The 20,384-nt window shown below is 58.2% G+C and carries 18 protein-coding genes and 2 pseudogenes; 7 read left to right on the top strand and 13 right to left on the bottom strand.

The features are described from left to right. Positions 1 to 127: 127 nt before the first annotated feature. From AC0L7L_RS20635 to AC0L7L_RS20620, 4 genes are all read right to left on the bottom strand, one after another. Positions 128 to 1,603 carry a protein adenylyltransferase SelO gene (locus AC0L7L_RS20635; RefSeq protein WP_473514133.1) on the bottom strand — a complete coding sequence of 492 codons (1,476 nt, stop codon included), beginning with the start codon at positions 1,601 to 1,603 and terminating at the stop codon, positions 128 to 130. 498 nt (positions 1,604 to 2,101) lie between these two features. Further along, on the bottom strand, positions 2,102 to 3,301 hold the full coding sequence (locus AC0L7L_RS20630) for an IS256 family transposase (protein ID WP_473511190.1): 1,200 nt from the start codon (positions 3,299 to 3,301) through the stop codon (positions 2,102 to 2,104). A gap of 72 nt (positions 3,302 to 3,373) precedes the next feature. Then, the gene (locus AC0L7L_RS20625; RefSeq protein WP_272214512.1) at positions 3,374 to 3,598 is read right to left on the bottom strand and encodes a CopG family ribbon-helix-helix protein; all 225 of its coding nucleotides are present in this window, start codon (positions 3,596 to 3,598) and stop codon (positions 3,374 to 3,376) included. A gap of 13 nt (positions 3,599 to 3,611) precedes the next feature. Then, a complete protein-coding gene (locus AC0L7L_RS20620; protein ID WP_473514131.1) occupies positions 3,612 to 5,249 on the bottom strand; it encodes a DotA/TraY family protein in 1,638 nt (545 codons plus the stop codon). Between AC0L7L_RS20620 and AC0L7L_RS20615 the strand changes: the two genes are divergently transcribed. The 3 genes and pseudogenes from AC0L7L_RS20615 (at position 5,243) to AC0L7L_RS20605 (ending at position 7,493) form a co-directional block, all read left to right on the top strand. Beyond that, the gene (locus tag AC0L7L_RS20615) at positions 5,243 to 6,598 is read left to right on the top strand and encodes an ISKra4 family transposase (protein WP_473514129.1); all 1,356 of its coding nucleotides are present in this window, start codon (positions 5,243 to 5,245) and stop codon (positions 6,596 to 6,598) included. The two genes, AC0L7L_RS20620 and AC0L7L_RS20615, sit on opposite strands and share 7 nt — an antisense overlap. Before the next feature lie 23 nt (positions 6,599 to 6,621). Then, positions 6,622 to 7,197, top strand: a pseudogene (tnpC, locus tag AC0L7L_RS20610) (IS66 family transposase); the annotation flags it as partial. After that, complete coding sequence (locus AC0L7L_RS20605; RefSeq protein WP_272214513.1) at positions 7,197 to 7,493, top strand: hypothetical protein; 297 nt, start codon at positions 7,197 to 7,199, stop codon at positions 7,491 to 7,493. The pseudogene tnpC and the gene AC0L7L_RS20605, both read left to right, overlap by 1 nt. Before the next feature lie 140 nt (positions 7,494 to 7,633). Here AC0L7L_RS20605 and AC0L7L_RS20600 read toward each other — a convergent pair whose 3' ends face one another. After that, complete coding sequence (locus tag AC0L7L_RS20600) at positions 7,634 to 8,380, bottom strand: SDR family oxidoreductase (RefSeq protein ID WP_473514126.1); 747 nt, start codon at positions 8,378 to 8,380, stop codon at positions 7,634 to 7,636. A gap of 78 nt (positions 8,381 to 8,458) precedes the next feature. Between AC0L7L_RS20600 and AC0L7L_RS20595 the strand changes: the two genes are divergently transcribed. After that, positions 8,459 to 9,097 (top strand): TetR/AcrR family transcriptional regulator, encoded by a 639-nt coding sequence (locus AC0L7L_RS20595; protein WP_272214515.1) that lies wholly within the window; start codon positions 8,459 to 8,461, stop codon positions 9,095 to 9,097. Positions 9,098 to 9,161: 64 nt separating this feature from the next. On the opposite strand, the gene AC0L7L_RS20590 is transcribed toward AC0L7L_RS20595, so the two are convergent. Together AC0L7L_RS20590 and AC0L7L_RS20585 are read right to left on the bottom strand one after the other, a co-directional pair. After that, positions 9,162 to 9,473, bottom strand: a complete 312-nt coding sequence (locus AC0L7L_RS20590) for an Atu4866 domain-containing protein (RefSeq protein WP_473514123.1) — start codon at positions 9,471 to 9,473, stop codon at positions 9,162 to 9,164. After that, a complete protein-coding gene (locus AC0L7L_RS20585; RefSeq protein WP_272214517.1) occupies positions 9,473 to 10,192 on the bottom strand; it encodes an SDR family oxidoreductase in 720 nt (239 codons plus the stop codon). The genes AC0L7L_RS20590 and AC0L7L_RS20585 overlap by 1 nt, the downstream gene beginning before the upstream one ends. Before the next feature lie 109 nt (positions 10,193 to 10,301). On the opposite strand from AC0L7L_RS20585, the gene AC0L7L_RS20580 reads away from it, so the two are divergent. Beyond that, a complete protein-coding gene (locus AC0L7L_RS20580) occupies positions 10,302 to 11,189 on the top strand; it encodes a LysR family transcriptional regulator (RefSeq protein WP_272214518.1) in 888 nt (295 codons plus the stop codon). Between the two features lie 382 nt (positions 11,190 to 11,571). Here the strand turns inward: AC0L7L_RS20580 and AC0L7L_RS20575 are convergent, their stop codons facing one another. After that, positions 11,572 to 12,234 carry a hypothetical protein gene (locus tag AC0L7L_RS20575; RefSeq protein ID WP_473514116.1) on the bottom strand — a complete coding sequence of 221 codons (663 nt, stop codon included), beginning with the start codon at positions 12,232 to 12,234 and terminating at the stop codon, positions 11,572 to 11,574. 16 nt (positions 12,235 to 12,250) lie between these two features. Between AC0L7L_RS20575 and AC0L7L_RS20570 the strand changes: the two genes are divergently transcribed. Continuing rightward, positions 12,251 to 13,087 (top strand): IS5 family transposase, encoded by an 837-nt coding sequence (locus AC0L7L_RS20570; RefSeq protein ID WP_272210312.1) that lies wholly within the window; start codon positions 12,251 to 12,253, stop codon positions 13,085 to 13,087. Between the two features lie 96 nt (positions 13,088 to 13,183). Here AC0L7L_RS20570 and AC0L7L_RS20565 read toward each other — a convergent pair whose 3' ends face one another. The 5 genes and pseudogenes from AC0L7L_RS20565 to AC0L7L_RS20545 form a co-directional block, all read right to left on the bottom strand. Beyond that, on the bottom strand, positions 13,184 to 13,747 hold the full coding sequence (locus tag AC0L7L_RS20565; protein ID WP_473514114.1) for a hypothetical protein: 564 nt from the start codon (positions 13,745 to 13,747) through the stop codon (positions 13,184 to 13,186). A gap of 974 nt (positions 13,748 to 14,721) precedes the next feature. Next, a complete protein-coding gene (gene istB, locus AC0L7L_RS20560; RefSeq protein WP_272214524.1) occupies positions 14,722 to 15,456 on the bottom strand; it encodes an IS21-like element helper ATPase IstB in 735 nt (244 codons plus the stop codon). Continuing rightward, positions 15,353 to 16,958 (bottom strand): annotated as a pseudogene (gene istA, locus AC0L7L_RS20555) (IS21 family transposase). Before istA ends, istB begins: the two are co-directional and overlap by 104 nt. Positions 16,959 to 17,078: 120 nt before the next feature. Next, on the bottom strand, positions 17,079 to 17,948 hold the full coding sequence (locus tag AC0L7L_RS20550) for an amidohydrolase family protein (protein WP_272214525.1): 870 nt from the start codon (positions 17,946 to 17,948) through the stop codon (positions 17,079 to 17,081). Beyond that, entirely contained in the window at positions 17,941 to 19,086 is a 1,146-nt protein-coding gene (locus tag AC0L7L_RS20545; protein ID WP_272214526.1) for a mandelate racemase/muconate lactonizing enzyme family protein, read from the bottom strand. The genes AC0L7L_RS20550 and AC0L7L_RS20545 overlap by 8 nt, the downstream gene beginning before the upstream one ends. 462 nt (positions 19,087 to 19,548) lie before the next feature. Between AC0L7L_RS20545 and AC0L7L_RS20540 the strand changes: the two genes are divergently transcribed. Beyond that, positions 19,549 to 20,313 carry a FadR/GntR family transcriptional regulator gene (locus AC0L7L_RS20540; RefSeq protein ID WP_272214527.1) on the top strand — a complete coding sequence of 255 codons (765 nt, stop codon included), beginning with the start codon at positions 19,549 to 19,551 and terminating at the stop codon, positions 20,311 to 20,313. The last annotated feature ends 71 nt before the right edge of the window (positions 20,314 to 20,384 follow it).

The raw sequence follows: 20,384 nt of genomic DNA, 5'->3' as shown, positions 1-20,384 counted from the left end.
TCGAGAGGCGGTGAACGGCCTACATGGGGGCGCCTTCCGGACCGGCAGAAACGGGGTTTATAATCGCCACTGAAAGCGCCGCTCCCCGGCCCGCTGAATAGGATTGCTTCGCTCGTGGGCCGCGCGTTTACGTGCCGCAGAAGGTTCGGTAGGGCGCCGCGGGCACCGGCGGAAGGCCGGCATAATCGGCGAACTCCGCCTGATCCTCGAAGGGCGTGGCCAGTGCTTTGTTCAAGCGTTCGAAGGGTGCCAGGTCGCCGGCCATTGCGGCGGCAAGCGCTTCCTCGACGAGATGGTTGCGCGGAATGATCGCCGGGTTCACCGCATCCATCGCAACGCGACGTTCACTCGGCTCTCCCGGTTCGGCCGCGAGGCGCTGACGCCAGCGCGCCGCCCAGCCGTCATAGGCGGCTGGATCGGCAAAGAGACCGCGCACGGCCCCATCGGCCTGCTCGCTTTCCGCCGCTTTGCCGAGATTGCGGAAGGTCACGGTGAAGTCCGCAGACTGCTGGGCCATATGCCCAAGAAGATCCTCGATCAACGCGTCGTCTTCCTTCTGCGGTGTCTGCAAACCGATCTTCGCGCGAAAGCCTTCGACATAAGCGGTGTTGAACGCGTCGGCATAGCCGGAGAGGACGTCCTGTGCGACTTCAATGGCCTTGTTTTCGTCCGGATCGAGATGAGGAAGCAGACATTCTGCCAGACGCGCGAGGTTCCAGTGTGCAATGCGGGGCTGGTTGGCGAAGGCGTAACGCCCGTTCCGGTCGATCGAAGAGAAGACGGTGGCGGGATCGTAAGTGTCGAGGAAGGCACAGGGGCCGTAGTCGATCGTTTCCCCCGCGATCGACATATTGTCGGTGTTCATGACGCCGTGCACGAAGCCGATCTGCATCCAGCATGCGACGAGTTCCGCCTGACGGGCACAGACGCCTTGAAGAAGAGCGCGGTAGGGATTGGAAGCGCGCGCGGCCTCGGGATAATGCCTGTCGATCACATGGTCGGCGAGTTGGCGAACCGCAGCGTCGTCGCCCCGTGCCGCGAAAAACTGGAACGTGCCGACGCGTATATGGCTGGAGGCGACACGCGTAAGGACTGCGCCCGGCAGGGCCGTTTCCCGGTAGACTGGCTCTCCCGTCGCGACTGCAGCCAGCGCCCGCGTGGTTGGGATGCCGAGCGCGGCCATGGCCTCGCTGACGAGATACTCGCGCAGAACCGGGCCGAGCGCGGCCCGTCCGTCCCCACTGCGCGAGAAGATGGTGGGGCCAGCCCCTTTCAGTTGAATGTCGCGCCGCCGACCCTGTCGGTCGACGACCTCGCCGAGGAGGATGGCGCGCCCATCGCCGAGTTGCGGCACGAAGTTTCCGAATTGATGTCCGGCGTAAGCCGCCGCGATCGGCTCTGCTCCTGTTGGGAGCCGGTTGCCGGCGAAGATTTCAACCCCTTCAGCATTGTCCAACACATCCGCGTCGAGCCCGAGTTCCTCGGCGAGCAGCCGGTTCACCTTCAGGAGATGCGGCGCGGCGACGGGTGACGGCACGGTCGGCCGGAGGAAGGCGGCGCCGAGACGCGCGTAGCTGTTGTCGAAGTCGAATTGTACCGTCATCTTTTCCGCATCGCTTCCGTCGTACCGCTCGGCCGCTGGCTCTCGACCATTCTGCACATAGGTGGCGTTGCCGATGCCGGATTTCTAGAGCGATGCCTGACCAGAAACGTCTCTGTCTGACACGTTCCATGGGCAAGGAAATAGCAGATCCATCCGACCAGGACAGAATAGGCACTGCAGCAACCTGCGCGGATCGGCAGCTTTCAGGGAAATCGAAAACTAGCTTGAACGATCTAAATGGGGGCGCATTTCCGTGCTCCTTCTCTAGGTTTTGTCCGGGCAATGTTCTTCGATTAATAACACATCAAGTCGGAAAACTCAGAGGTTGACGCCGCGGCACAGCCGACACGACTGATGTGCGCCTATCATGATCAGAGCACTTGCTGAAAAGCAGAAACGCCCGATTCGATCTGACCGGGCGTTCTCAAAGGGATCGTGTCCCGCAGCGTGGTGTAGCTTCGGCGTTCGCCATGCCTTCCGGACAGGGCCGGGAACGGATCAGCTTGCCGCAGCGGGCAGGCTGATGAGCGGATCATCGCTCATTGTGGCGATGGTCTCAAGGGTCATGTAGCGGGACCGCTGGACGGCCCACTCGTCGTTTTGTTCGAGGAGTAGCGCGCCGACCAGTCTGACGATGGCGTCATCGTTGGGGAAAATGCCGACGACCTCGGTGCGGCGCTTGATCTCGCCGTTCAGGCGTTCGATCGGGTTTGTCGAGTGAAGCTTGGCCCAATGCTGCCTGGGAAAGGTCATATAGGCGAGCACGTCCTGTTCGGCGCTGTCCATGAGCGTGGCGAGTTTCGGCACGTTCGGCCTGATCTGGTCGGCAACATTGCGCCACTGGGTGCTCGCCGCCTCCGGCGTGTCCTGTGCAAAGGCGGTGGCGATGAAGGCGGAGACGACCCGCCGCCCGTTCTTCCCGGCATGGGCGAGCGCATTGCGCATGAAATGGACCCGGCACCTCTGCCAGGTGGCGCAAAGCACCTTCGACACGGCTGCCTTGATGCCCTCGTGGGCATCGGAGACGACCAGCTTGACGCCGCGCAGACCCCGCCTTGTCAGCTTGCGCAGGAATTCCGTCCAGATCGGCTCCGCCTCGGATGTGCCAACCTCCATGCCGAGCACTTCGCGCCGGCCGTCGGTGTTGACGCCGACGGCAATGATGACGGCGACGGAGACGATCCGCCCGCCGCGCCGGACCTTCATGTAGGTGGCATCAATCCAGAGGTAGGGCCATTCTCCTTCAATAGGCCTTTCGAGAAAGGCCTTCACCTTGTCGTCGATCTCCTCGCAAAGTCGGGAGACCTGGCTCTTGGAGATGCCAGACATGCCCATGGCCTTCACCAGATCATCGACGGATCGGGTCGAGACGCCCTGGATATAGGCCTCCTGGATCACCGCCGTCAGTGCCTTCTCGGCCATGCGCCGTGGTTCGAGGAAGCTCGGGAAATAGCTGCCGGTGCGAAGCTTCGGAATGCGAAGCTCCACCGTCCCTGCTCGCGTCTCCCAGTCCCGGTCGCGGTAGCCGTTGCGCTGGGCATGCCGGAACGCGTTCTTCTCGCCATAGCCCGCGCCGGTCTTCGCGCTCACTTCCAGCGCCATCAGCTTCTCGGCGGCAAAGCCGATCATCTCGCGGAGCAAATCGGCATCGGCGCTCTTCTCAATCAGTGAGCGCAGGTTCATCATATCGTCGGTCATCGGTGGTCTTTCCATCAGGTTGGTCTTTGACAACCCGACCCTAGCGGAAAACACTGGTGACCACCGATCCAACTACACCACATGCAGGGACACGATCCTCAAAGGTCGAGTGATCACTTTCAGTTTTGATTTGGCGTTTGAGCTTGAGCTGGCCGTTGAGCGCTTTTCGACAAACTCTGCAACGGCTTGACGCATTAGTGCGTGTGGGGTGCTTTCCAGTCGATTAGCCAAGGCGTTCAGTCTCTCGCGCGTATCGACATCCAACCGAACTGAAACGGGCGAGTTGGTGCCAACCATTTGCTGTCCTTCCTTATTCATTTGTTTTAGGGGCCTTGCGCGCAATTCTTTTATTAAAGCCGCCTCCTGCAGAACTCGTCAGGCTGCCCATTGAGCCGGCTGTTCCACCAGCGGCGACGTTCGCGCGCATGGCTGCATGGGTGTCGAGATCGCTGACGGCATCCGGCTCGATCAGTCGGAACACCTTGCCAGGGAATTCGGCGATCAAGGCAAAAGAACGTTCCAGCATGACGACATAGGCGAAAAGCATAAACACCATGATGGCCAAAATGCCGATGAACCAGGTGATTTGGGTGTAGCTGTCACCAGACAGAGCCTGAGCTGCGGTGATGGCGTAGTAGAAGCCCCCGTTGAGAAGTGTTCCGCCAATCCGGAAGATGATCATGCCCACAAGAAGACCGAAGAGCATGAGCACCGGTGTTGCCGTCAGCGCCAGCAACATGACGTATCCGCGTCTGGCCTGCCGACCGCCCAAACCTTCGCCTTCCATCGACAAGTGAGCGATCGCCCAAAGTGGTGCGGCGAAGATCATCTCAACAACCAACAGGAAGAAGGCCGTCACGCCGATGACCCAAATCACTGTCGGGATCATTGGCAGCACAAACGCCATGAAGTAGCCGGCAACCGAGATACCGCTCAAAACCCAGCCGAGGAAGCCGGCGAACGCGATCACGGACTGTCCAAGAAAAGGCACCGCTGCCAGCACCGCGAGCGAAATCATGATGACGCTGCTATAGAACGCCAGCTGATTGCCGACGGCGATCAGGCCCACCATAGGGTCGCCGTCATTGGCAGCCGGGTTCAGAAAGTCGAAGGCTTCGTACAGATTGCCGGCAGACACCATATAGGATGTCATGTCGGCCGTTGAATCCGCAAAGGCTGCGCGCTCGTTGGTAAAGGCGCGAACATTGCTTCTGGCGACGCTCTCGTTCCACCATTCGACCACACCATTATAGGTGCCAGCGAAACTCTCAAGGAATTTCGTGGCGTCACCCTGGGCTGAACCGAATAGATACCAGTTGGCGTCGTCATACTGCGAGGCAATAGACTCTCCGACACGTCCTTTCGGATTGGCCGTCGCCCCGATTGCGCCACCGGGAGTCGTCTGCGGAATGCCTCCGGCGACGGCCGAAGCATCGGCCGTAAAACGGCTGATCAGTTGATAGTAGTAACCCGCCTGTAGCCATCCGCCATCCTTTAGACTGGCAGACAGGTCGACGTTCTGTTCCTTGTCGCTGATGCCGTTGACATTGATTGTTTCCGTTTCGGAAGCCGCCGATTGCACATCCTTTTGCAGCTTGTCGGTTGCGATATAGTCTTTGAGGATCTTGGCATGAAGTTCGCGCCATTCCGCAAGATCATCTGCAAGGCCCCTATAGTCAGGTAAAGGCTCCCTTTGAGAAACCGCCAGTGCGACTGAATCCGCTGTCGGCGCATAGTTGTTGGTGATCTGAGTAACCGCGTCACGCATGGCTTTGGCATAGTCGGCATATGTTTTCTCCGATGACGCAGCGATCCTTTGGAAGCCCTTGGTTTCGGAAGGAAGCGTGATCGTGCCGCACGCACCCCGATAGTGGGAGCGGGAAAAAGGTGGGGGTAAGAAATAAAGCGTAACCAGAACCCTTTTCAGAAGGGTACTCGTGGATGTCACAATTGAAGCTGAATGTTGTTGTCGAGTTAGTCGGGCCCGATGGCGTTCGTCAGCGCCGAGAAATCGCAGTTGTAGAACGCATGGTCGAGGGAGCGCGATTCGATGAATTCGGCCTGTCCCTTGAGGAAGGCAAGTTGATACAACGCCGCCTGCAAGAAGAGCTTACGCAGTTTCAGGTGGATCAAGCCAGCCAGCACGATCGGAAATGTCACGACTGTGGCCGCCTTCAAGGGGTTCATGACTATCGATCTCGCACGGTCCATTCGCTCTTTGGTATTTGTCGCCTGCGGGTGCCTCGGCTCCGCAGCTGTAGCTGCGGAAAGCCGGCAAAGTCGAACACCGGAAACATCGAGACCTTGTTGAAGGGCAGAGCGACGCCGGAATTGGAGCGCGTACAAGCTGAGCTCGGTTCGCGCCTGTCGTTTCGTGAAGCAGCTCGTGTACTCGATCTTTTTGTACCGACCACGCGGCCACACAATCATCGAACTGTCGTCAACCGGCTCGCCAAGGTGGCCGATCAGATCGAAAAATGGGATGCCGCGAGCCCCTATCGCATGAGCCGGGCCGGCGGATCCTCCATTTCCGTCTTCATTGATGGTGCCTATATCCGTGCAGTTCCTGGATATCAGAGTCGGCATTTCGAGATCGCCATGGGACGCGTTGTTTCACCGGGGCGGCTACCGCGTCAGTTCGCGGCCGCACCGCATGTGGCTACCGGCAAGCACGATGCGGTTCGTTCCGCAATGCGAGCGCAAGGATGGCTGCCTGGCCGCGACGTCACTGTTTTCAGCGACGGTGACGTCGGGCTGCAAAGCATCGTGCTCAGTGCAACAAGGCAGCCCGTGACGCATATTCTTGACTGGTTCCATCTGTCGATGCGGCTTCGGCACATCGAACAGACGTGGCAAGGCCTCAAGCATATCGGCGATCTGAACATTTACCTTCGAGATGTTGCGGCTGATGTGCCGAGGCTTCGCCATCTGCTTTGGAGCGGCTACGTCAGGGAGGCGACGAGAGCCGTGAAGAATATGCTCTACCAGTTGGAGCAGCACCCCACGCTTCGTGAGGCCAACCAAAAGCTCAAGCGATTGTCCGTATTGATCAGCAATCTCCGGTCCTACCTGGTCCAGAACACAACGTCGATTGTCGACTACTGCCATCGATATCGGTCGGGTCAGCCGATATCGAGTTCTCCGGCCGAAAGCGCCGCCAATAGCCTCGTGAACGCTCGGATGAACAAAAAGCGGCAGATGCGTTGGTCTCCTGCCGGCGCCCATCGGGTATTGCAGGTTCGGGCAGCGATTGCCGATGGTCGGCTCAAGCAAGCTAAGTTTGCCCTTGCGGCTTGAACCCCAGCTTTTTCCCACTCCCGGCGGCTTGCTGGGCGCACCTGCGTCGTGACTTCCACGACTTCTGGACATCGACCAAGTCCGAGATCGCCCGCGAGGCGCTCGACCGGATAGGCAAACTCTATGACATTGAGCGCGACATCAGTGGCCACCCTGCTGACGTCCGTCACGCGGCACGTCAAAAGCATAGCCTGCCGAAGGTTCTGGCCTTCTTTACCTGGTCCGAGCAGCAGCTCTTGCGCATTCCGGGCAAAGGCAATCTCGCCAAGGCTTTCCGCTATGGCCTCAATCGCCGGGAGGCCTTCAGTTTGTTCCTGGAAGACGGTCGTGTGGCCATCGACAATAATCCGGCGGAACGCGCTCTGCGACCGATTGGAATCGGAAGAAAAAACTGGCTCTTCGCCGGGGCCGACACCGGTGCGGAAACACTCGCACGCGCCATGACGATCATTGAAACCGCCAAGCTGAACGGCCTGGACCCGCAGGCCTATCTCGCTGACATCCTCGACCGCATCCATGATCACAAGATCAACCGGCTGGATGAATTACTCCCATGGAATTGGACGCCGATGGCCGCTGCTCACTCAAAGGCCGCGTGATGGCTGCGATCACCCATATCTGCACGCTCGACTACGTCGCTAAAATGCTGGACGAAGATGCCGAACTCCTCGAGGCCATCGTCTATAACGACGAAAATCTGACCTACGGGAGCATTGTAAGCGTTTACGTGGGCCCCGACGAGACGGTCACAGCCCTGACCGATGACGGTATCGAAGAGCTGACCGATCTGATCAAAGCTGCCCGTCTCACCACCAGGACATGGCACGAATTCCTCGACGACTTCGTGGACGACAAGGACCTCGTGCTGCGCATCAAGGCTAAATTACCGCGGTAGCAATGGAGTGCTTACTGATGCTGGGGCGTAGACTCTTTGAAGGGGCCGTTCGCGCCACGCAGCTTGCCGAAGCGATTTGAGCCACCGGAACGTGCTCTGCCGTGGTAGATTGCGATCGATCATCTCTCTCAATCAGCACTTTACCAGGGCAGTCCCCTATTTGCACTGAAATAGCCACCCGTGGGGCCGGAGGAGTCTAGAAGGGCCAGTCTGACGGGAGCGGCCGCGCCTTGCTTGGTGGACTGAAAGCCCTGGTGGCCATTCAGGTCGGTTGCGGTGAATCCCGGATCGGCGGAATTGACGAGAATGCCTGAGGGCGCGAGGAGTTTGGCCAACTGGATTGTAAGCATGTTCAGCGCCGCCTTGGATGCGTTGTAGCCAATCAGCTGGTGTTCTGCGAAAGCCCATGCGGGATCGGCGTTCTGCGTCAGGGAGCCCAACTCGCTGGAGACATTGACGATGCGGCCCGAGGGCGACGTCTTCAGAAGCGGAAGAAATGCCTGGATGACTGCGAGCGTGGCAAAGAAATTGGTCTCGAACGTGGCGCGCACGGCGTCGGGGCTGGCCGTGTCCGGCGGGCCGTCATCCTGACGGGCAATTCCGGCATTGTTGACAAGAATATCAAGCGCGCCGAACTTCCTTTCAAAGTCGACAGCCGCCTCGGCAAGGCTCGCGATGTCGCCAAGGTCGATGTGGATCGAGTCCGCATCACAACCCTCGGCGCGCAGGGTCCGGGCCGCATCTTCACCCTTCTGAGCATCGCGGGCACCAAGAACGACATGGACTCCGGCGTTTGCCAGTTGCCGGGAGATCTCGAAACCGATCCCTTTGTTAGCGCCGGTGACGAGCGCAATCTTGCGGTGTGACGTGGTTGGTTCAGAAAACATGATCATGGTATTTCCTTTGGGTGCGGGTTCGGCTACTCATTCAAAATATGAGCAATCCTTCGGATATTGAATTCGCATATGTCCCTGCAGAACGAAGTCCCGGCAAAGCCCCGCAAAATACCGGTCCAGTCGCGCTCTGAAGCGACTGTCGAGGCAATATTCGAGGGCGCGATTCAGGTTCTGGTCGAGTCTGGCCCCCGGTATTTGACGACGACCCGGGTGGCCGAACGAGCCGGCGTGTCGGTCGGCACGCTTTATCAGTATTTCGCCAATATCGACGGCTTGATGGTGGCAATCCTTGAGCGCCACCTTCGCAAGGTCATCGACCGGGTGGTCGCGATCTGTGCCAAACAGCATGGGCAGCCGCTTTCAGCGATGACTCAGGCGCTGACGGATGAATTCATCGACGCCAAAACAGAGCGACTGGATGTGACAAGAGCCCTGTATGCGGTTGCCTACGATCTGAAGGGCCTCGAACTGATCGAGCAATTGTCCGAACGGTCCGTCGACGCCATCCGGGACATGTTGACGACAGCGCCAGACGTGGCAGTTGATGCGCCAGATCAGGTCGCTGCCGTCATCCATGCGGCTATGGCAGGTGTCGTGCAGATTGTTCTGGGCAAAGCTGGCAAGCCGACAGACCTGCACGCACTACGCTACCACATCCGCCATCTTGTTCTGGGCTATCTCACGTCACTCGGTCCATCAGCGCGATAGGTTTAGCCGTAGCGCGCCATCAGGCTCATGCCCCATTGCCGCTCTGCCTGACTGCAAACCAGTGTCACTGGCGATAGAGGATCATTCCCCCATGATGCAGAACATCGTCGATGAATTCACCATCGGCCGTAAACCCCGTATCGTCCCAATAGTCGATATGAGTGCCGGTGACTTGATAGCGCCCTTCATAAGCGCGCTCACGCGTGCCGCGCGCCTCGACATATCTGTTGTTCGGCAACAGCTCGTGACGGATCTGGCCGTCCAGCGTGACCCACAGGCCAACGTAGGGATGCATGTCATTCATGGTAACCTCCTCTTCTTGAACAAATTGAACCAACAGGCTTGCAGCAAGTACGGCGGCAAATGCGTTACTCATCATGTCGCTTCCGTTGGCCGGATGGTGATTTCGCTGGTATCGACAGAATGCGGTGCATCGATCAGCTGCCGGACGGCCCGGGCAATATCCGCCGGTTGAAGCGAAATGGCGCGATAGGCCTGCATCATCGCCATCGTCTCGCCATGCGTTATCGTGGATGCAAGTTCGCTCTCTACGACACCGGGATTGACGCATGTCACCCGAACGCACCGGCTTTCCTGCCGCAGGCCATCGGAAATTGCCCGCACTGCAAACTTTGTCGCGCAATAGACGGCGGCAGTAGGCACGACTTCGAGCGCACCGATCGACCCGATGTTGATGATTTGCCCTTGGCCCTGGGCTTCCATGACCGGCAACACCGCGCCAATTCCCCACAGCACCCCTTTGATGTTCACGTCCACCATGCGCTCCCATTCTTCGTGTTGGCCGGCGGACAGCGGCGACAAGGGCATGATACCTGCATTGTTGACCAGAACGTCGATACGCCCCCACATCCCGACTGCAGCCTCGGCGAAAGCCATCACAGACTGCCGGTTGGTGACATCAAGCGCGCGCGCCTCTGCCGTCCCGCCGGCGCTGCGGATTTCAGCGGCAATCGCTTCGATCCGTTCGACGCGACGGGCACCCAAAAGAACCTTCGCGCCTGCCGCACCGAGTTCCTTGGCGATGCCCATGCCAATCCCGCTGGAAGCTCCTGTTATCAATACCGTTTTATTCATGCTACACTCCATTGAAGGTCGATTGCGTCAGTGCATGCACAAGGTGGACGCTTTTCAGTTTCTCGTGTAGCCATCCAATCATCAACTTGATGGTTAGCGAGGTTGGACAATGAAGATCGACATGAACCTCCTGCCGCTCTTTCTCGCTGTTGCGGAGGAGCACAACTTCCGCGCCGCTGCAGACCGCCTGGGTGTGACACGGTCCGCAGTCAGTCAGGGTATTCGCCGTCTGGAGGATGCGCATGGCACGGCACTGGTCTTGCGAACCACCCGGTCTGTCCGTCTGACGGAAGCAGGAGAAAGACTGCGGGAAGCATTGTCCCGGCCGCTGTCAGATATTGAAACTGCACTCGAGGAGATGGGTACAGAGAGCAGGCCCAGCGGGACATTGAGGATCGCTGTCACATCAATCGCGGAGCGGTTCCTGGCAGGTCCACTACTCGCGACGTTTGCCGCGGAAAATCCTGGCTTGTTCCTTGATATCACCGTGACCGACGAGGAATGCGATATCGTTGCCGACGGCTACGACGCCGGAGTCAGGCTGGGCGAGGTGATTGAACAGGATATGATCACAGTCCCGCTGACCGGCGATCAGCGCGAAGCGGTGGCGGCTGCTCCGTCTTATCTGTCAGCACATGGAACACCCAGGCATCCCCGCGACCTTTCTCGGCACCGTTGCATAGGCTGGCGCCCGGCGCCCAATGTTGCGCCCTACCGTTGGGAATTCGAGGAGAACGGAGTCCCGTTTGTTGTTGCCATAGAGCCCCAGATCACCACCAACGATCTCCGCCTGATGTTGCGAACTGCACTTGCGGGAGGTGGTATCACACTGGCTCTGGAAGAGAATTTCCGCCCATATGTCGAGTCTGGCGAGCTGATCCCTTTGCTCGAAGGCTTTCTCGCTCCTTTTCCAGGCTTCTATTTGTATTTTCCTCAGCGCCGCAACATGGCACCCAAAATGAGAGCCCTGATCGATCATGTCAAACGCTGGAGATAATGGAGTTCCAGACAAATCAGAAACTACAATCATAACTTCCAGCATGGCTTAAGAACTTTCTTGTGACCAAACGGAAGTTGTAAGCCTCACGGCATGATTCACTGCGGTAGCTGCCACGGCATTGCTGTGTTGCTCGATCCTTGTAGCTTTTTGAAGCAACAACACTCCGCAACCGCTGATCCCTGGCCTATAAAAAACAGCGAGACGGGTTTGAATACACGAACTGTTCCACAGCTAAAAACTCAAATAACCGAGCGACGGAATGCTGTCGCCATCTACTAGGCAATGCAGCCGAAACTGAACGATTCAGACACTCAGGAAGCTTGGGGCATAGGGGCGCACCTTTCGATGCGCCCTTTGACTTGCATTTTCGATTGATCGCTCAGTCGCTATCCGAGGCGATTGACTCGAAATACAGCTTGCTCAATTCAGAGAGCGTGTATTCGGCAGGGTCGAGTCCCAATTGTGCGGCAAGCTGCGCTTCACCCGGCGTTACAATTTCGGCCGGATTGGACGCAATGCGATTGTTCTTCGATATCAAGAACTTCTCCGTATGCACATCATTCTCGCGACGGGCTTCCGCAATCGCCATCATCTCGGTCATCGTGTGCGCCCCCGGGTTCAGGTCCAACGAAAGGGCGACCTGAACCTCACCCGGCGATATTGTCGGATCCATGCCGAACCCGACGCGGTTGTCGTGTGAGAGGTAGAAGTTTTCAAGGTGACGGTCATTGTCTCTCCGAGCTTCGGTGATCGCGATCATTTCTACCGCGGTGTATTTTCCGAAGTCCAATCCCAGTGTGCGGGCAAGCATTTCCAGACCGGGATCTGCAAGTGCGGGAACCGCAATAGTTGCAAGCAATGCAGCCATAATGACAGTTTTCATTTCTTTGCGTCCTTGATGTTGACTTGGCATCGTTTCGATACATTGTTCAGCCAGCGGAGCGATCAGACCAACTACCCCGCATGGCTTGGGTTTGCTTAGAGCCCGATTTAAAAGTTGTTGAGTGATATCAGAAGGATGTGATTCAACCACCTCTGCCAAGAACGTGGAGGATCGCATGCCCTGGAATGATATCACCCGCCTGCAGCATAACCGGGATCGCCTTCGCTATCCAACCGATTTGACGGACCGTGAGTGGGCTGTAATTGCTCCACTGATACCGCTGGCCAAGCCCGGCGGGCGGCCACGGAAAACGAATATGAGGGAAGTGGTGAACGCGATCCTTTATATTGCGGGCAGCGGCAGTCAATGGCGGGCTCTGCCGAAGGACTTCCCTCCGGTCTCCACGGTGCGAGGCTATTTCTATGGCTGGCGCGACATCGGCCTTTGGCAGACCATCAATCATCTGCTCGTCTGCGCTACGCGCGAACTGGAGGGGCGCGAGGCCTCGCCCACAGCCGGTGTCATCGACAGCCAGAGTGTCAAGACCACCGAAAGCGGCGGGGTTTCGGGCTACGACGCCGGCAAGAAGATCAAGGGCCGCAAGCGCCACATCATCACCGATACGATCGGGCTGATGCTGTTCGTGCTTGTCCATGCTGCCGATATCCAGGACCGCGACGGTGCGCCCGATGTCCTGAAAGCCATCCGCTACCGTTTCCCCTGGTTGCGCCATGTCTTCGCAGATGGCGGCTATGCCGGGCAGAAGTTGCGAAAAGCGCTGCGCGGATGCGGCCAATGGAACCTTGAAATCATCAAGCGCTCCGACATAGCGAAAGGCTTTGAGGTTCTGCCCCGCCGATGGGTGGTGGAGCGCACCTTCGGCTGGTTCGGACGATGCCGTCGGTTGGCCAAAGATTGGGAAAAGTCCATCGCAAGCGCCACAGCATGGGTCAACATCGCCAGCATCAGGGTGATGACCAGACGCCTCGCACGATATTGTTTCCCATCATGAACTTTTGAATCCGGCTCTTAGTCGATGTCGTGACGCTCCAGAAAAATCTCTTCTGGTTTCGCAATTGCCGTATCGAAGTAATCGGAGTCTCGGCGATCAGGGTTGCAGACGCCGCCCGAGCGTGTTTTCAATGCTCTCTGCGTCGACAATCCAAGCGTAATTCATCTCTTGCTTGATCTTCCAAGCCCCTTCGATGCACGCCCAGCCTAGTTGGGAGCGTGTATCAAAGGCGATCACTTCGCCATTGACTGGTTCGATCCGGCCAACAAAGCCGATCGTGGACGATGCAACGTCCCGCCCGACAACGGCATGGTTCACGTCGGTCATTCCGTGCCGGATCGACCGGGAGGCGTTGACGTGGTGTTCCCAGTTTCCCCCATACACCTTGGCATCGGTAAACAGTTGCGTGTCGCCGGGCGCAAGGTTGTCCCAGTATACGCCCTCGGGATCCTTCAGGTCGTAGAACTTGGCCATTTCTTCGACAAACACGAACTCCGGGTCGCCTTCGTGGCGCTCCCATCCCTGCATGATCCACTCTTCATGCAACGCGAGCGGGGCGTCCGTGCCGTTCTGAGGGCAGGCAGCTTCCTGCTGCGCCAGTGTCGGGGAGGCGAAGCTTCCGAAGGCAAGGGCGGCAAAAACAAATCTGGTGATGTTCATGGTAAGTTTCCTTTGTTGTCTTGGTGACAGTCGGAAACTAGACTGGAGCATTGGTTCGCAGTAGTGGGATAGTTGTTGCCAACTCGGTTAGCCGGGCTGGACAATTGATCGAACTTATCCCTCCCGATAGCGCACCTTGCGCTAGCTTGCCAAAAAGACCAGCCCGCTGATCTCCGCATGGAGCTGCGCCCATGTTCCGCCCGATCAACGCGCCAAGCAGGCCTTTTTCGGATCGTCGACCGTCAGCGTGACTCGCGCTGCGCAAGTTTTCGGCCCGGGTGCAGCCGGGGGCCGAATGTCGCACAAAGGGCCAGACGCCTGCAGCACTTGCTTGTTTCGCCTTGCCCTGACGACGCTTTTGGCGTGCGGTGCATCACTGATGGCTTTCGCCGCTTACCCCGTTCCGGTCGGTTCGGCAGGAAAATCATTGCAAGAGATGTGATAGACCGCTTTTTCTTACTGCTGCGAGTTCCACCCTGCACTGTCGACCGTCCGCATTCCGCCCTTCGTGTCGAATGCTGCGCTCACGAACGCCGAGATTTCGCGGTTGCAGCGAACGGCAGCAAAGTCCGCATTGCAGTCATCGATGCATCATGCAGCGAAGGTCGGCATCGACACCTTTATGCAAGCTTTTTGGTAAAAGCTCGCATTAGCACCCAAGCTGAAAACCCAACAAAACATGGAGAAAGTGCCCCATCTCGCAACATGTGACTTCCATCATGCAAGGTTTATTGGTATTATTGTCCTATAACCTTGCAAGGATTTGCCCGTGAAAGCTGCTGCCCAGACCACCTGGAACAAGGGCCGTGTGGTGGGCAAGAAACCCCTGTCAATCGGCGTTGTAATGGGACCCCATTTAGGCGTCCAAAAGGAACCCCTCCCTTGGGTTGCACTCGGCGATCAGCGCGCGCAGGCCCGGAGCCATCAATTTAGCGTAGAGGCCTGCGGGCGCGGGTTGTTTGGCTTCTTCGGCTTTAGCTTTGAGAACGGTTTCTGAAACGCCAGGATTCGTTTCCGGTTTCGATGATCTCGCAGTGGTGCGTGAGCCGGTCGAGGAGCGCAGCGGTCATCTTTGCGTCGCCAAACACGGCTGGCCACTCGCCGAATGCAAGATTGGTGGTGACGATGATCGAGGTGCGCTCATAGAGCCTGCTGACCAGATGGAAGAGAAGCTGGCCACCAGCCTGGGCAAACGGGAGATACCCCAGTTCATCCATGATAACGAAGTCGAGTCTGGTGATGAAGTCGGCGAGCCGCCCTTGTTTGCCATTTCGTGCTTCTGTCTCGAGCTGATTGACGAGGTCGACAACATTGAAGAACCGTCCTCTTGCCCCGTTGCGGATCAGGGCGCGGGCAAGTGCGATCGACAAATGTGACTTTCCTGTTCCCGTTCCGCCGACCAGAACCAGGTTATGTTGCTGAGAGAGGAAGTCGCCTGTGGCGAGCTGGCGGACCAATCCTTCGTTGACCGGCGTATCCGAGAAGTCGAAGTCATCGATGTCCTTGGCCAGCGGCAACTTGGCGACGGTGAGCTGGTATTTGATGGAGCGCGCCTGCTTCTCGGCGATCTCCGACTGTAGCAGGTTACCCACGATGCGCGGCGGCTCATGCTGCCGCTTGATCCCGGAGGCCATGATCTCGTCGTAAGCGCCACGCATACCGAACAGCTTCAGCGCGCCCATCATGTCGAGGATTTGGGATCGTTCCATATCAGCTTGCCCTCCGGAGGCTATCGTAACGTGCGCAATCTGCCAGAGGCTCATGGGTTAGGCGAAGGGCGTCGGGAATGGAGAGAATGGCGGGTGGCTGCGGATCACGATTGCGAGCCAGGATATTGATGATGATGGCGGCCGAGAACACGCCTTGATCGAGCGCTTCCTGACAGGCCGCCTCGACAGCGGGAAGTCCGTCCAGTCCTACACATTCCAGGATCGACACCATCTGACGATCACCATCAGCCATGGCCTTTAGCCGGCGGCGCACCTTCTCCATGGCAGCCGGCAGAACCCAGTCATGGAATGGCGCACCGTTTCTGAGTGCTCCCGGCTTGCGGGTCAGGACCGGCACATAATGCCAGGGATTATAGATCGTCTCGCCCCGGCCGAAGCAGCGCTCATGCTGACCGATCTCGACGCCATCCTGGCGAATGACGATGTGCTCAGCGTATGCGTGGATCTCGGCCGGACGGCCCACAGCGGTCGACAGTACGGAATATTTGTTGTTGTCGAGATCGAACGAGGCAAGTCTTGCCGATCGCCGCCTGAACGGCATGGAAGCCATCGAACTTGCCTGGGTATCCGATCAGATTGGTTCGCTCTTCCTCGAAGACGTCCCAGACCGTGCGCTGTGGCTGATCGACATGTTTGTGGGCACGGGCGTAACTGATGCATTTGTCCAGCAGCCACCCGTTCAGCTCCCCATAGGACTTGAAGCGTAGTCTTGGTGTGAAGAAGCGCTCCCTGACCAGGTTAACCTGGTTCTCGACCTGTCCCTTCTCCCAGCCGGACGCCGGCGTACAGGCCACCGGTTCGACAAGGAAATGACTGCACATCTGCAGAAAACGGCGGTTGTATTGCCGTTCCTTGCCGACAAATACCGTCTCCACCGCGGTCTTCATGTTGTCATAGATCCCGCGCGTACAAGCCCCGCCGAAGAAGGCGAATGCCCGGTCATGGGCGTCGAAGACCATCTCCTGTGTCTCTCGCGGATAGGCCCTTACATACATCATCCGGCTGTGGCAGAGCCGGACATGCGCCACCTTGACGGTTGTCGTCACGCCGTTCAGCACGACAATCTCGTGGCTCCAGTCGAACTGGTAGGCCTCACCGGGTGCGTAGTAAAGCGGCACATAGGCTTCTGTCGAAACAGAGCCGCGCTCCTTAGACCATTTGCGGGCATAACGCCGGACGGCATCGTAGCCGCCTTCGTAACCTTGATCGCGCAGATCTTCATATATCCGGATGAGCGTCAGCCGTTCGCGCGACGGCTTGGCATCATTGGCGAGCAGTATTCCATCGAGCTGGTCCTGCCACGGCCCAAGCTTCGGGCGAGGCTGCGTCGTGCGCTCATAGGAGAACGCGGTCTCACCGCCGCGCAGAACCTTCCGAACGACTTTACGCGAAATGCCTAATTCCCGGCAGATCGCTTTGATAGGCATGCCTTGCGTCAGGGCAAGCCGGCGTATCTTTGCAATTGTTTCCACAACAAGCATCCAAATAAAAGCCTCCGAGATAAACCGGAGGCTGTTGTAACCCCTGTGCCAGAAGGGGCCCCTTTTGGAAGCCGATCACCCCTCTAACGGGGTCCTTATTCCACGCCTAATCACAATATCTTATCGCTGCTCAAACCGGTACAGCACCTGTGGATTGTCCACCAGCGCTAGCTGTCGCGCGGAGGAGTCAGGCAGCCAACCTAAGACGGTGTCAGTCAGCAAAGCGTCATCAGGATAGTCCGCCTCGCACTGGGCCATATTGTGCGGCCAGTTTGTACCCCAAACGATACGCTCCGGCGCATGCGAAGCAATCACCCGTGCGACTGACGCGATGTCGGCGTAGTCTGGCCCGCCAGTAATTGAAGATTCGTAACAGCCGGCAAACTTGAAGTAACAGTTGCCGCGATCAATCAGTCGTTTGACAATAGCAACCTCAGGACCATCGGTACGGATGCCGCGGAAGAACTTCCCGTGATGGTCCAGCACCCACCGCGATTTCAGCGCCGAAAGAGCAGCCTCGTACCCGGAAATGTCACTGCCGTCGAACTGGACAGCAATCATCCAGCCCATGTCGGCGCAGATCGCATCAACAGCCGAAAGGCCTTCCAAACCGATAGCGCCGCCGGACAGGTCCATGATCCGGGCTCCGGTTACGCCGGCATCGACGAGTTGTCCGAGCTCTGCGTCTGACGTCTCCGGTCCGACGACCGCGACGCCACGGGCCACATCGGGGCCCATAACATCCAGGCAGGTAAGCAGATTGCTGTTGTCACGCTGATGCGCATTGCCTTGCGTGATCACCACGCGATCTATTCCAAGCCAGTTCATCAACCGTCGGTATTCGTCCGCTCCCGGCAGCGGCTCTGGCGGCAGCGCTGGTCCGCCAGCGATCGCAGGATAGCCGGCCAGATACATATGCATCTGCGTGTCGATCGTACCCGGTGGCAGCCCCGTTTTCGGCGGTTCACCATCAAACTGGCGTTCAAACATCGAAATCTTCCTTCAAGCGAAATTCGGCAAGCGCCGCCCGGTCCACGGTAATCCCAAGGCCAGGGCCGCTGGGAATGGCAACGACGCCATCGACATGATCGAGCGGCTTCGTAACAACGGCCTGCCGATAGGGATTGTCCGTGCGATCGAACTCCAGAATCGGTTCGAGCGGTCGGTTGCGCATCGGGTCAGGCGCAAGTGCTGCCATAAACTGCAGCGCCGCGGCGATCTGCACCGCCGTTCCCCAGACATGGGGTATGCAGCGCACACCGTAGAGTGTCGCGAGATCGGCAATGCGGCGGGCTTCGGAAAAGCCGCCACAACCACAAAGATCCGGTTGAATGATGTCGACCGCACGCGTTGCAATTGCTTCGTGCATCCCCCAGCGCGTGTGCCAAGTCTCGCCGCCGGCAAGCGGGATCGGTTGGCCTTCGCGCACCACCCGGTAAGCTTCGAGTTGCTCTGGCGCAACCGGTTCCTCGAACCAGTCCACGTCATAGTCCGCAGCGGCCCGCCCGACCCTGATAGCCTCATTGGCGCCATAACCGTGATTGCCGTCGATCATAAGTCTCTTGTCGGCCCCGATCGCCTCGCGCACCGCCTGAATGACCCTGAGATCCTCTTGCGGATCGAAACCGATCTTGATCTTAACTGCATGAAATCCGGCCGCCGCATGCACTGCCATCTCTGCGGCATTATCTTCCACCCTATCGACCCGGTCACGCTTAAAGCTGCCGGTAGCGTAAGCCTTGACACTTTCGCGGAACCGACCTCCAAGCAGGGTAGAAACGGGAACACCGAAATGTTTGCCCTTGATATCCCAGAGCGCAATATCGATGCCGGAGAGGGCTGTGATCGTTATGCCGCGTTGCCCCTGGTCGCGCAGCAGATTGTAGAGCACGGCCCAGATCTTCTCGGTCTCGAGCGGGTTCATGCCAACAAGCACACCGGCATAGGCCTTCACCATGGCCGCGTTGGGCAGCGCCGGCCCCAAACACTCACCCCAGCCGACCGTTCCATCATCACAGATAATCTCGACAAGTACGTGAAGACGCTTGTCGAAACGCATCGTGGCACTTTCGAAGGCAACAGCCAGACGATGTTCGAGAACATGCGTTTTAACCGCGGAAACCCGCATGAATCGACACCTCCCGGATAGCCCGAACGGCGGGGCAGATCGAGCAGCGAAGATCATCGCCGCCTGTCAGCGAGGCTCCTCCACCTTGACAGATTAAAACATAGCTGGAGGTCTACGGAAGGTCAATATTAGTATGATTTATTTTCGTATAATCCATATTTTATCATACAACAATTTGAACCACCTACACGGATGACGCAAGCCCATATCATATTGCTTTAAAGAAGAATCTTCCGCTCACTTCGAATTCACCCGATAGGCAGCTGAGCCTACAGGCGGGCGAAAGGAAGCAGATTTTCGTAAGGACAGGCTATCCAACGTCGGGATCATTCAGCCCGCGCCGCACTATCAGGCGCATCGACGGTTGTGTATTCGGATCAGCAGCGATAAAAATCTGAAATTAGTATAACAAATAGATGCCGTCAGCCTCATGGGAACTGGGCAGCCAATCCGGATGAGACGATGAACGCAGGCAGCAAAGACGGCAGGCCAAACATAGCGGTAAAGGCTAAAAACCTCGCAGGTGGCAGGTCCACGACACTGGCCGTGAAGGTCGGCCAGGCGATCCGCGAACTGGTTCAGTCCGGTCAGTTCCAACCCGGCGACCGGCTGCCGACCGAGGCGCGCCTCGCCGATACCTACGGGGTGAGCCGCACCGTGGTGCGCGAGGCCATAGCCTCACTCAGGGCCGATGGCATCGTCAATCCGCGACGGGGATCGGGCGTATTCGTCCTTGAACCAAGCGATACGCCGCTGTTGCCATTCCAGAATATCGAGCCGGAGCGCATTTCCTCATTGATCGAGGTTCTGGAACTGCGTACCGCCATCGAGGCCGAAGCAGTTCGTTTGGCGGCCATGCGCAGGTCGCCTTCGGACGAAGAGGAAATCGTTGAGCAGCACCGCGCCATCGGCCGCTTGATCACAGAGGACAAGAGCACAATCGAGGCGGATTTTGCCCTGCACCTTGCCATTACAAAAGCAGCGAACAATCCACGCTTTGTTCAGTTCCTGGAACTCTTTGGCCCAACAGCCATTCCGCGTGCTGCACTCGTTCGGGAAGGTGAAGACCAGACGCCCGCCACCTATCTGCGCCAAATCCATGAGGAGCACCGGCACATCGTCGAAGCCATCTCCAATGGCGATCCCGAGATGGCCTACAAGGCGATGCGCGAGCACCTGCTCGGCAGTCAGCGACGCTACCGGTCATTGTTGCACCGGGATAGGTGACCGTCCTTCTTGGCGTCTGGCCTGTTCCGTGCGCCGCTCTTCCACCGCCCCTGCTGCCAACAGGAGCAGAG

It is taken from the genome of Martelella sp. K41-7 (assembly GCF_055808365.1).
Note: the sequence above shows the minus strand (reverse complement) of the source record. Positions and strands in the feature narration are given on the sequence as shown.

Excerpts from the sequence above, each read along its gene's own strand:
- AC0L7L_RS20580 (WP_272214518.1), top strand. The coding sequence starts at position 10,302 with ATGAAGATCGACATGAACCTCCTGCCGCTCTTTCTCGCTGTTGCGGAG.
- AC0L7L_RS20590 (WP_473514123.1), bottom strand. The coding sequence starts at position 9,473 with ATGAGTAACGCATTTGCCGCCGTACTTGCTGCAAGCCTGTTGGTTCAA.
- AC0L7L_RS20570 (WP_272210312.1), top strand. The coding sequence starts at position 12,251 with ATGCCCTGGAATGATATCACCCGCCTGCAGCATAACCGGGATCGCCTT.
- AC0L7L_RS20625 (WP_272214512.1), bottom strand. The coding sequence starts at position 3,598 with ATGGTTGGCACCAACTCGCCCGTTTCAGTTCGGTTGGATGTCGATACG.
- AC0L7L_RS20550 (WP_272214525.1), bottom strand. The coding sequence starts at position 17,948 with ATGTTTGAACGCCAGTTTGATGGTGAACCGCCGAAAACGGGGCTGCCA.
- AC0L7L_RS20540 (WP_272214527.1), top strand. The coding sequence starts at position 19,549 with ATGAACGCAGGCAGCAAAGACGGCAGGCCAAACATAGCGGTAAAGGCT.
- AC0L7L_RS20585 (WP_272214517.1), bottom strand. The coding sequence starts at position 10,192 with ATGAATAAAACGGTATTGATAACAGGAGCTTCCAGCGGGATTGGCATG.
- AC0L7L_RS20615 (WP_473514129.1), top strand. The coding sequence starts at position 5,243 with ATGTCACAATTGAAGCTGAATGTTGTTGTCGAGTTAGTCGGGCCCGAT.
- AC0L7L_RS20565 (WP_473514114.1), bottom strand. The coding sequence starts at position 13,747 with ATGAACATCACCAGATTTGTTTTTGCCGCCCTTGCCTTCGGAAGCTTC.
- AC0L7L_RS20605 (WP_272214513.1), top strand. The coding sequence starts at position 7,197 with ATGGCTGCGATCACCCATATCTGCACGCTCGACTACGTCGCTAAAATG.
- AC0L7L_RS20595 (WP_272214515.1), top strand. The coding sequence starts at position 8,459 with ATGTCCCTGCAGAACGAAGTCCCGGCAAAGCCCCGCAAAATACCGGTC.
- AC0L7L_RS20600 (WP_473514126.1), bottom strand. The coding sequence starts at position 8,380 with ATGTTTTCTGAACCAACCACGTCACACCGCAAGATTGCGCTCGTCACC.
- istB (WP_272214524.1), bottom strand. The coding sequence starts at position 15,456 with ATGGAACGATCCCAAATCCTCGACATGATGGGCGCGCTGAAGCTGTTC.
- AC0L7L_RS20545 (WP_272214526.1), bottom strand. The coding sequence starts at position 19,086 with ATGCGGGTTTCCGCGGTTAAAACGCATGTTCTCGAACATCGTCTGGCT.
- AC0L7L_RS20635 (WP_473514133.1), bottom strand. The coding sequence starts at position 1,603 with ATGACGGTACAATTCGACTTCGACAACAGCTACGCGCGTCTCGGCGCC.
- AC0L7L_RS20630 (WP_473511190.1), bottom strand. The coding sequence starts at position 3,301 with ATGACCGACGATATGATGAACCTGCGCTCACTGATTGAGAAGAGCGCC.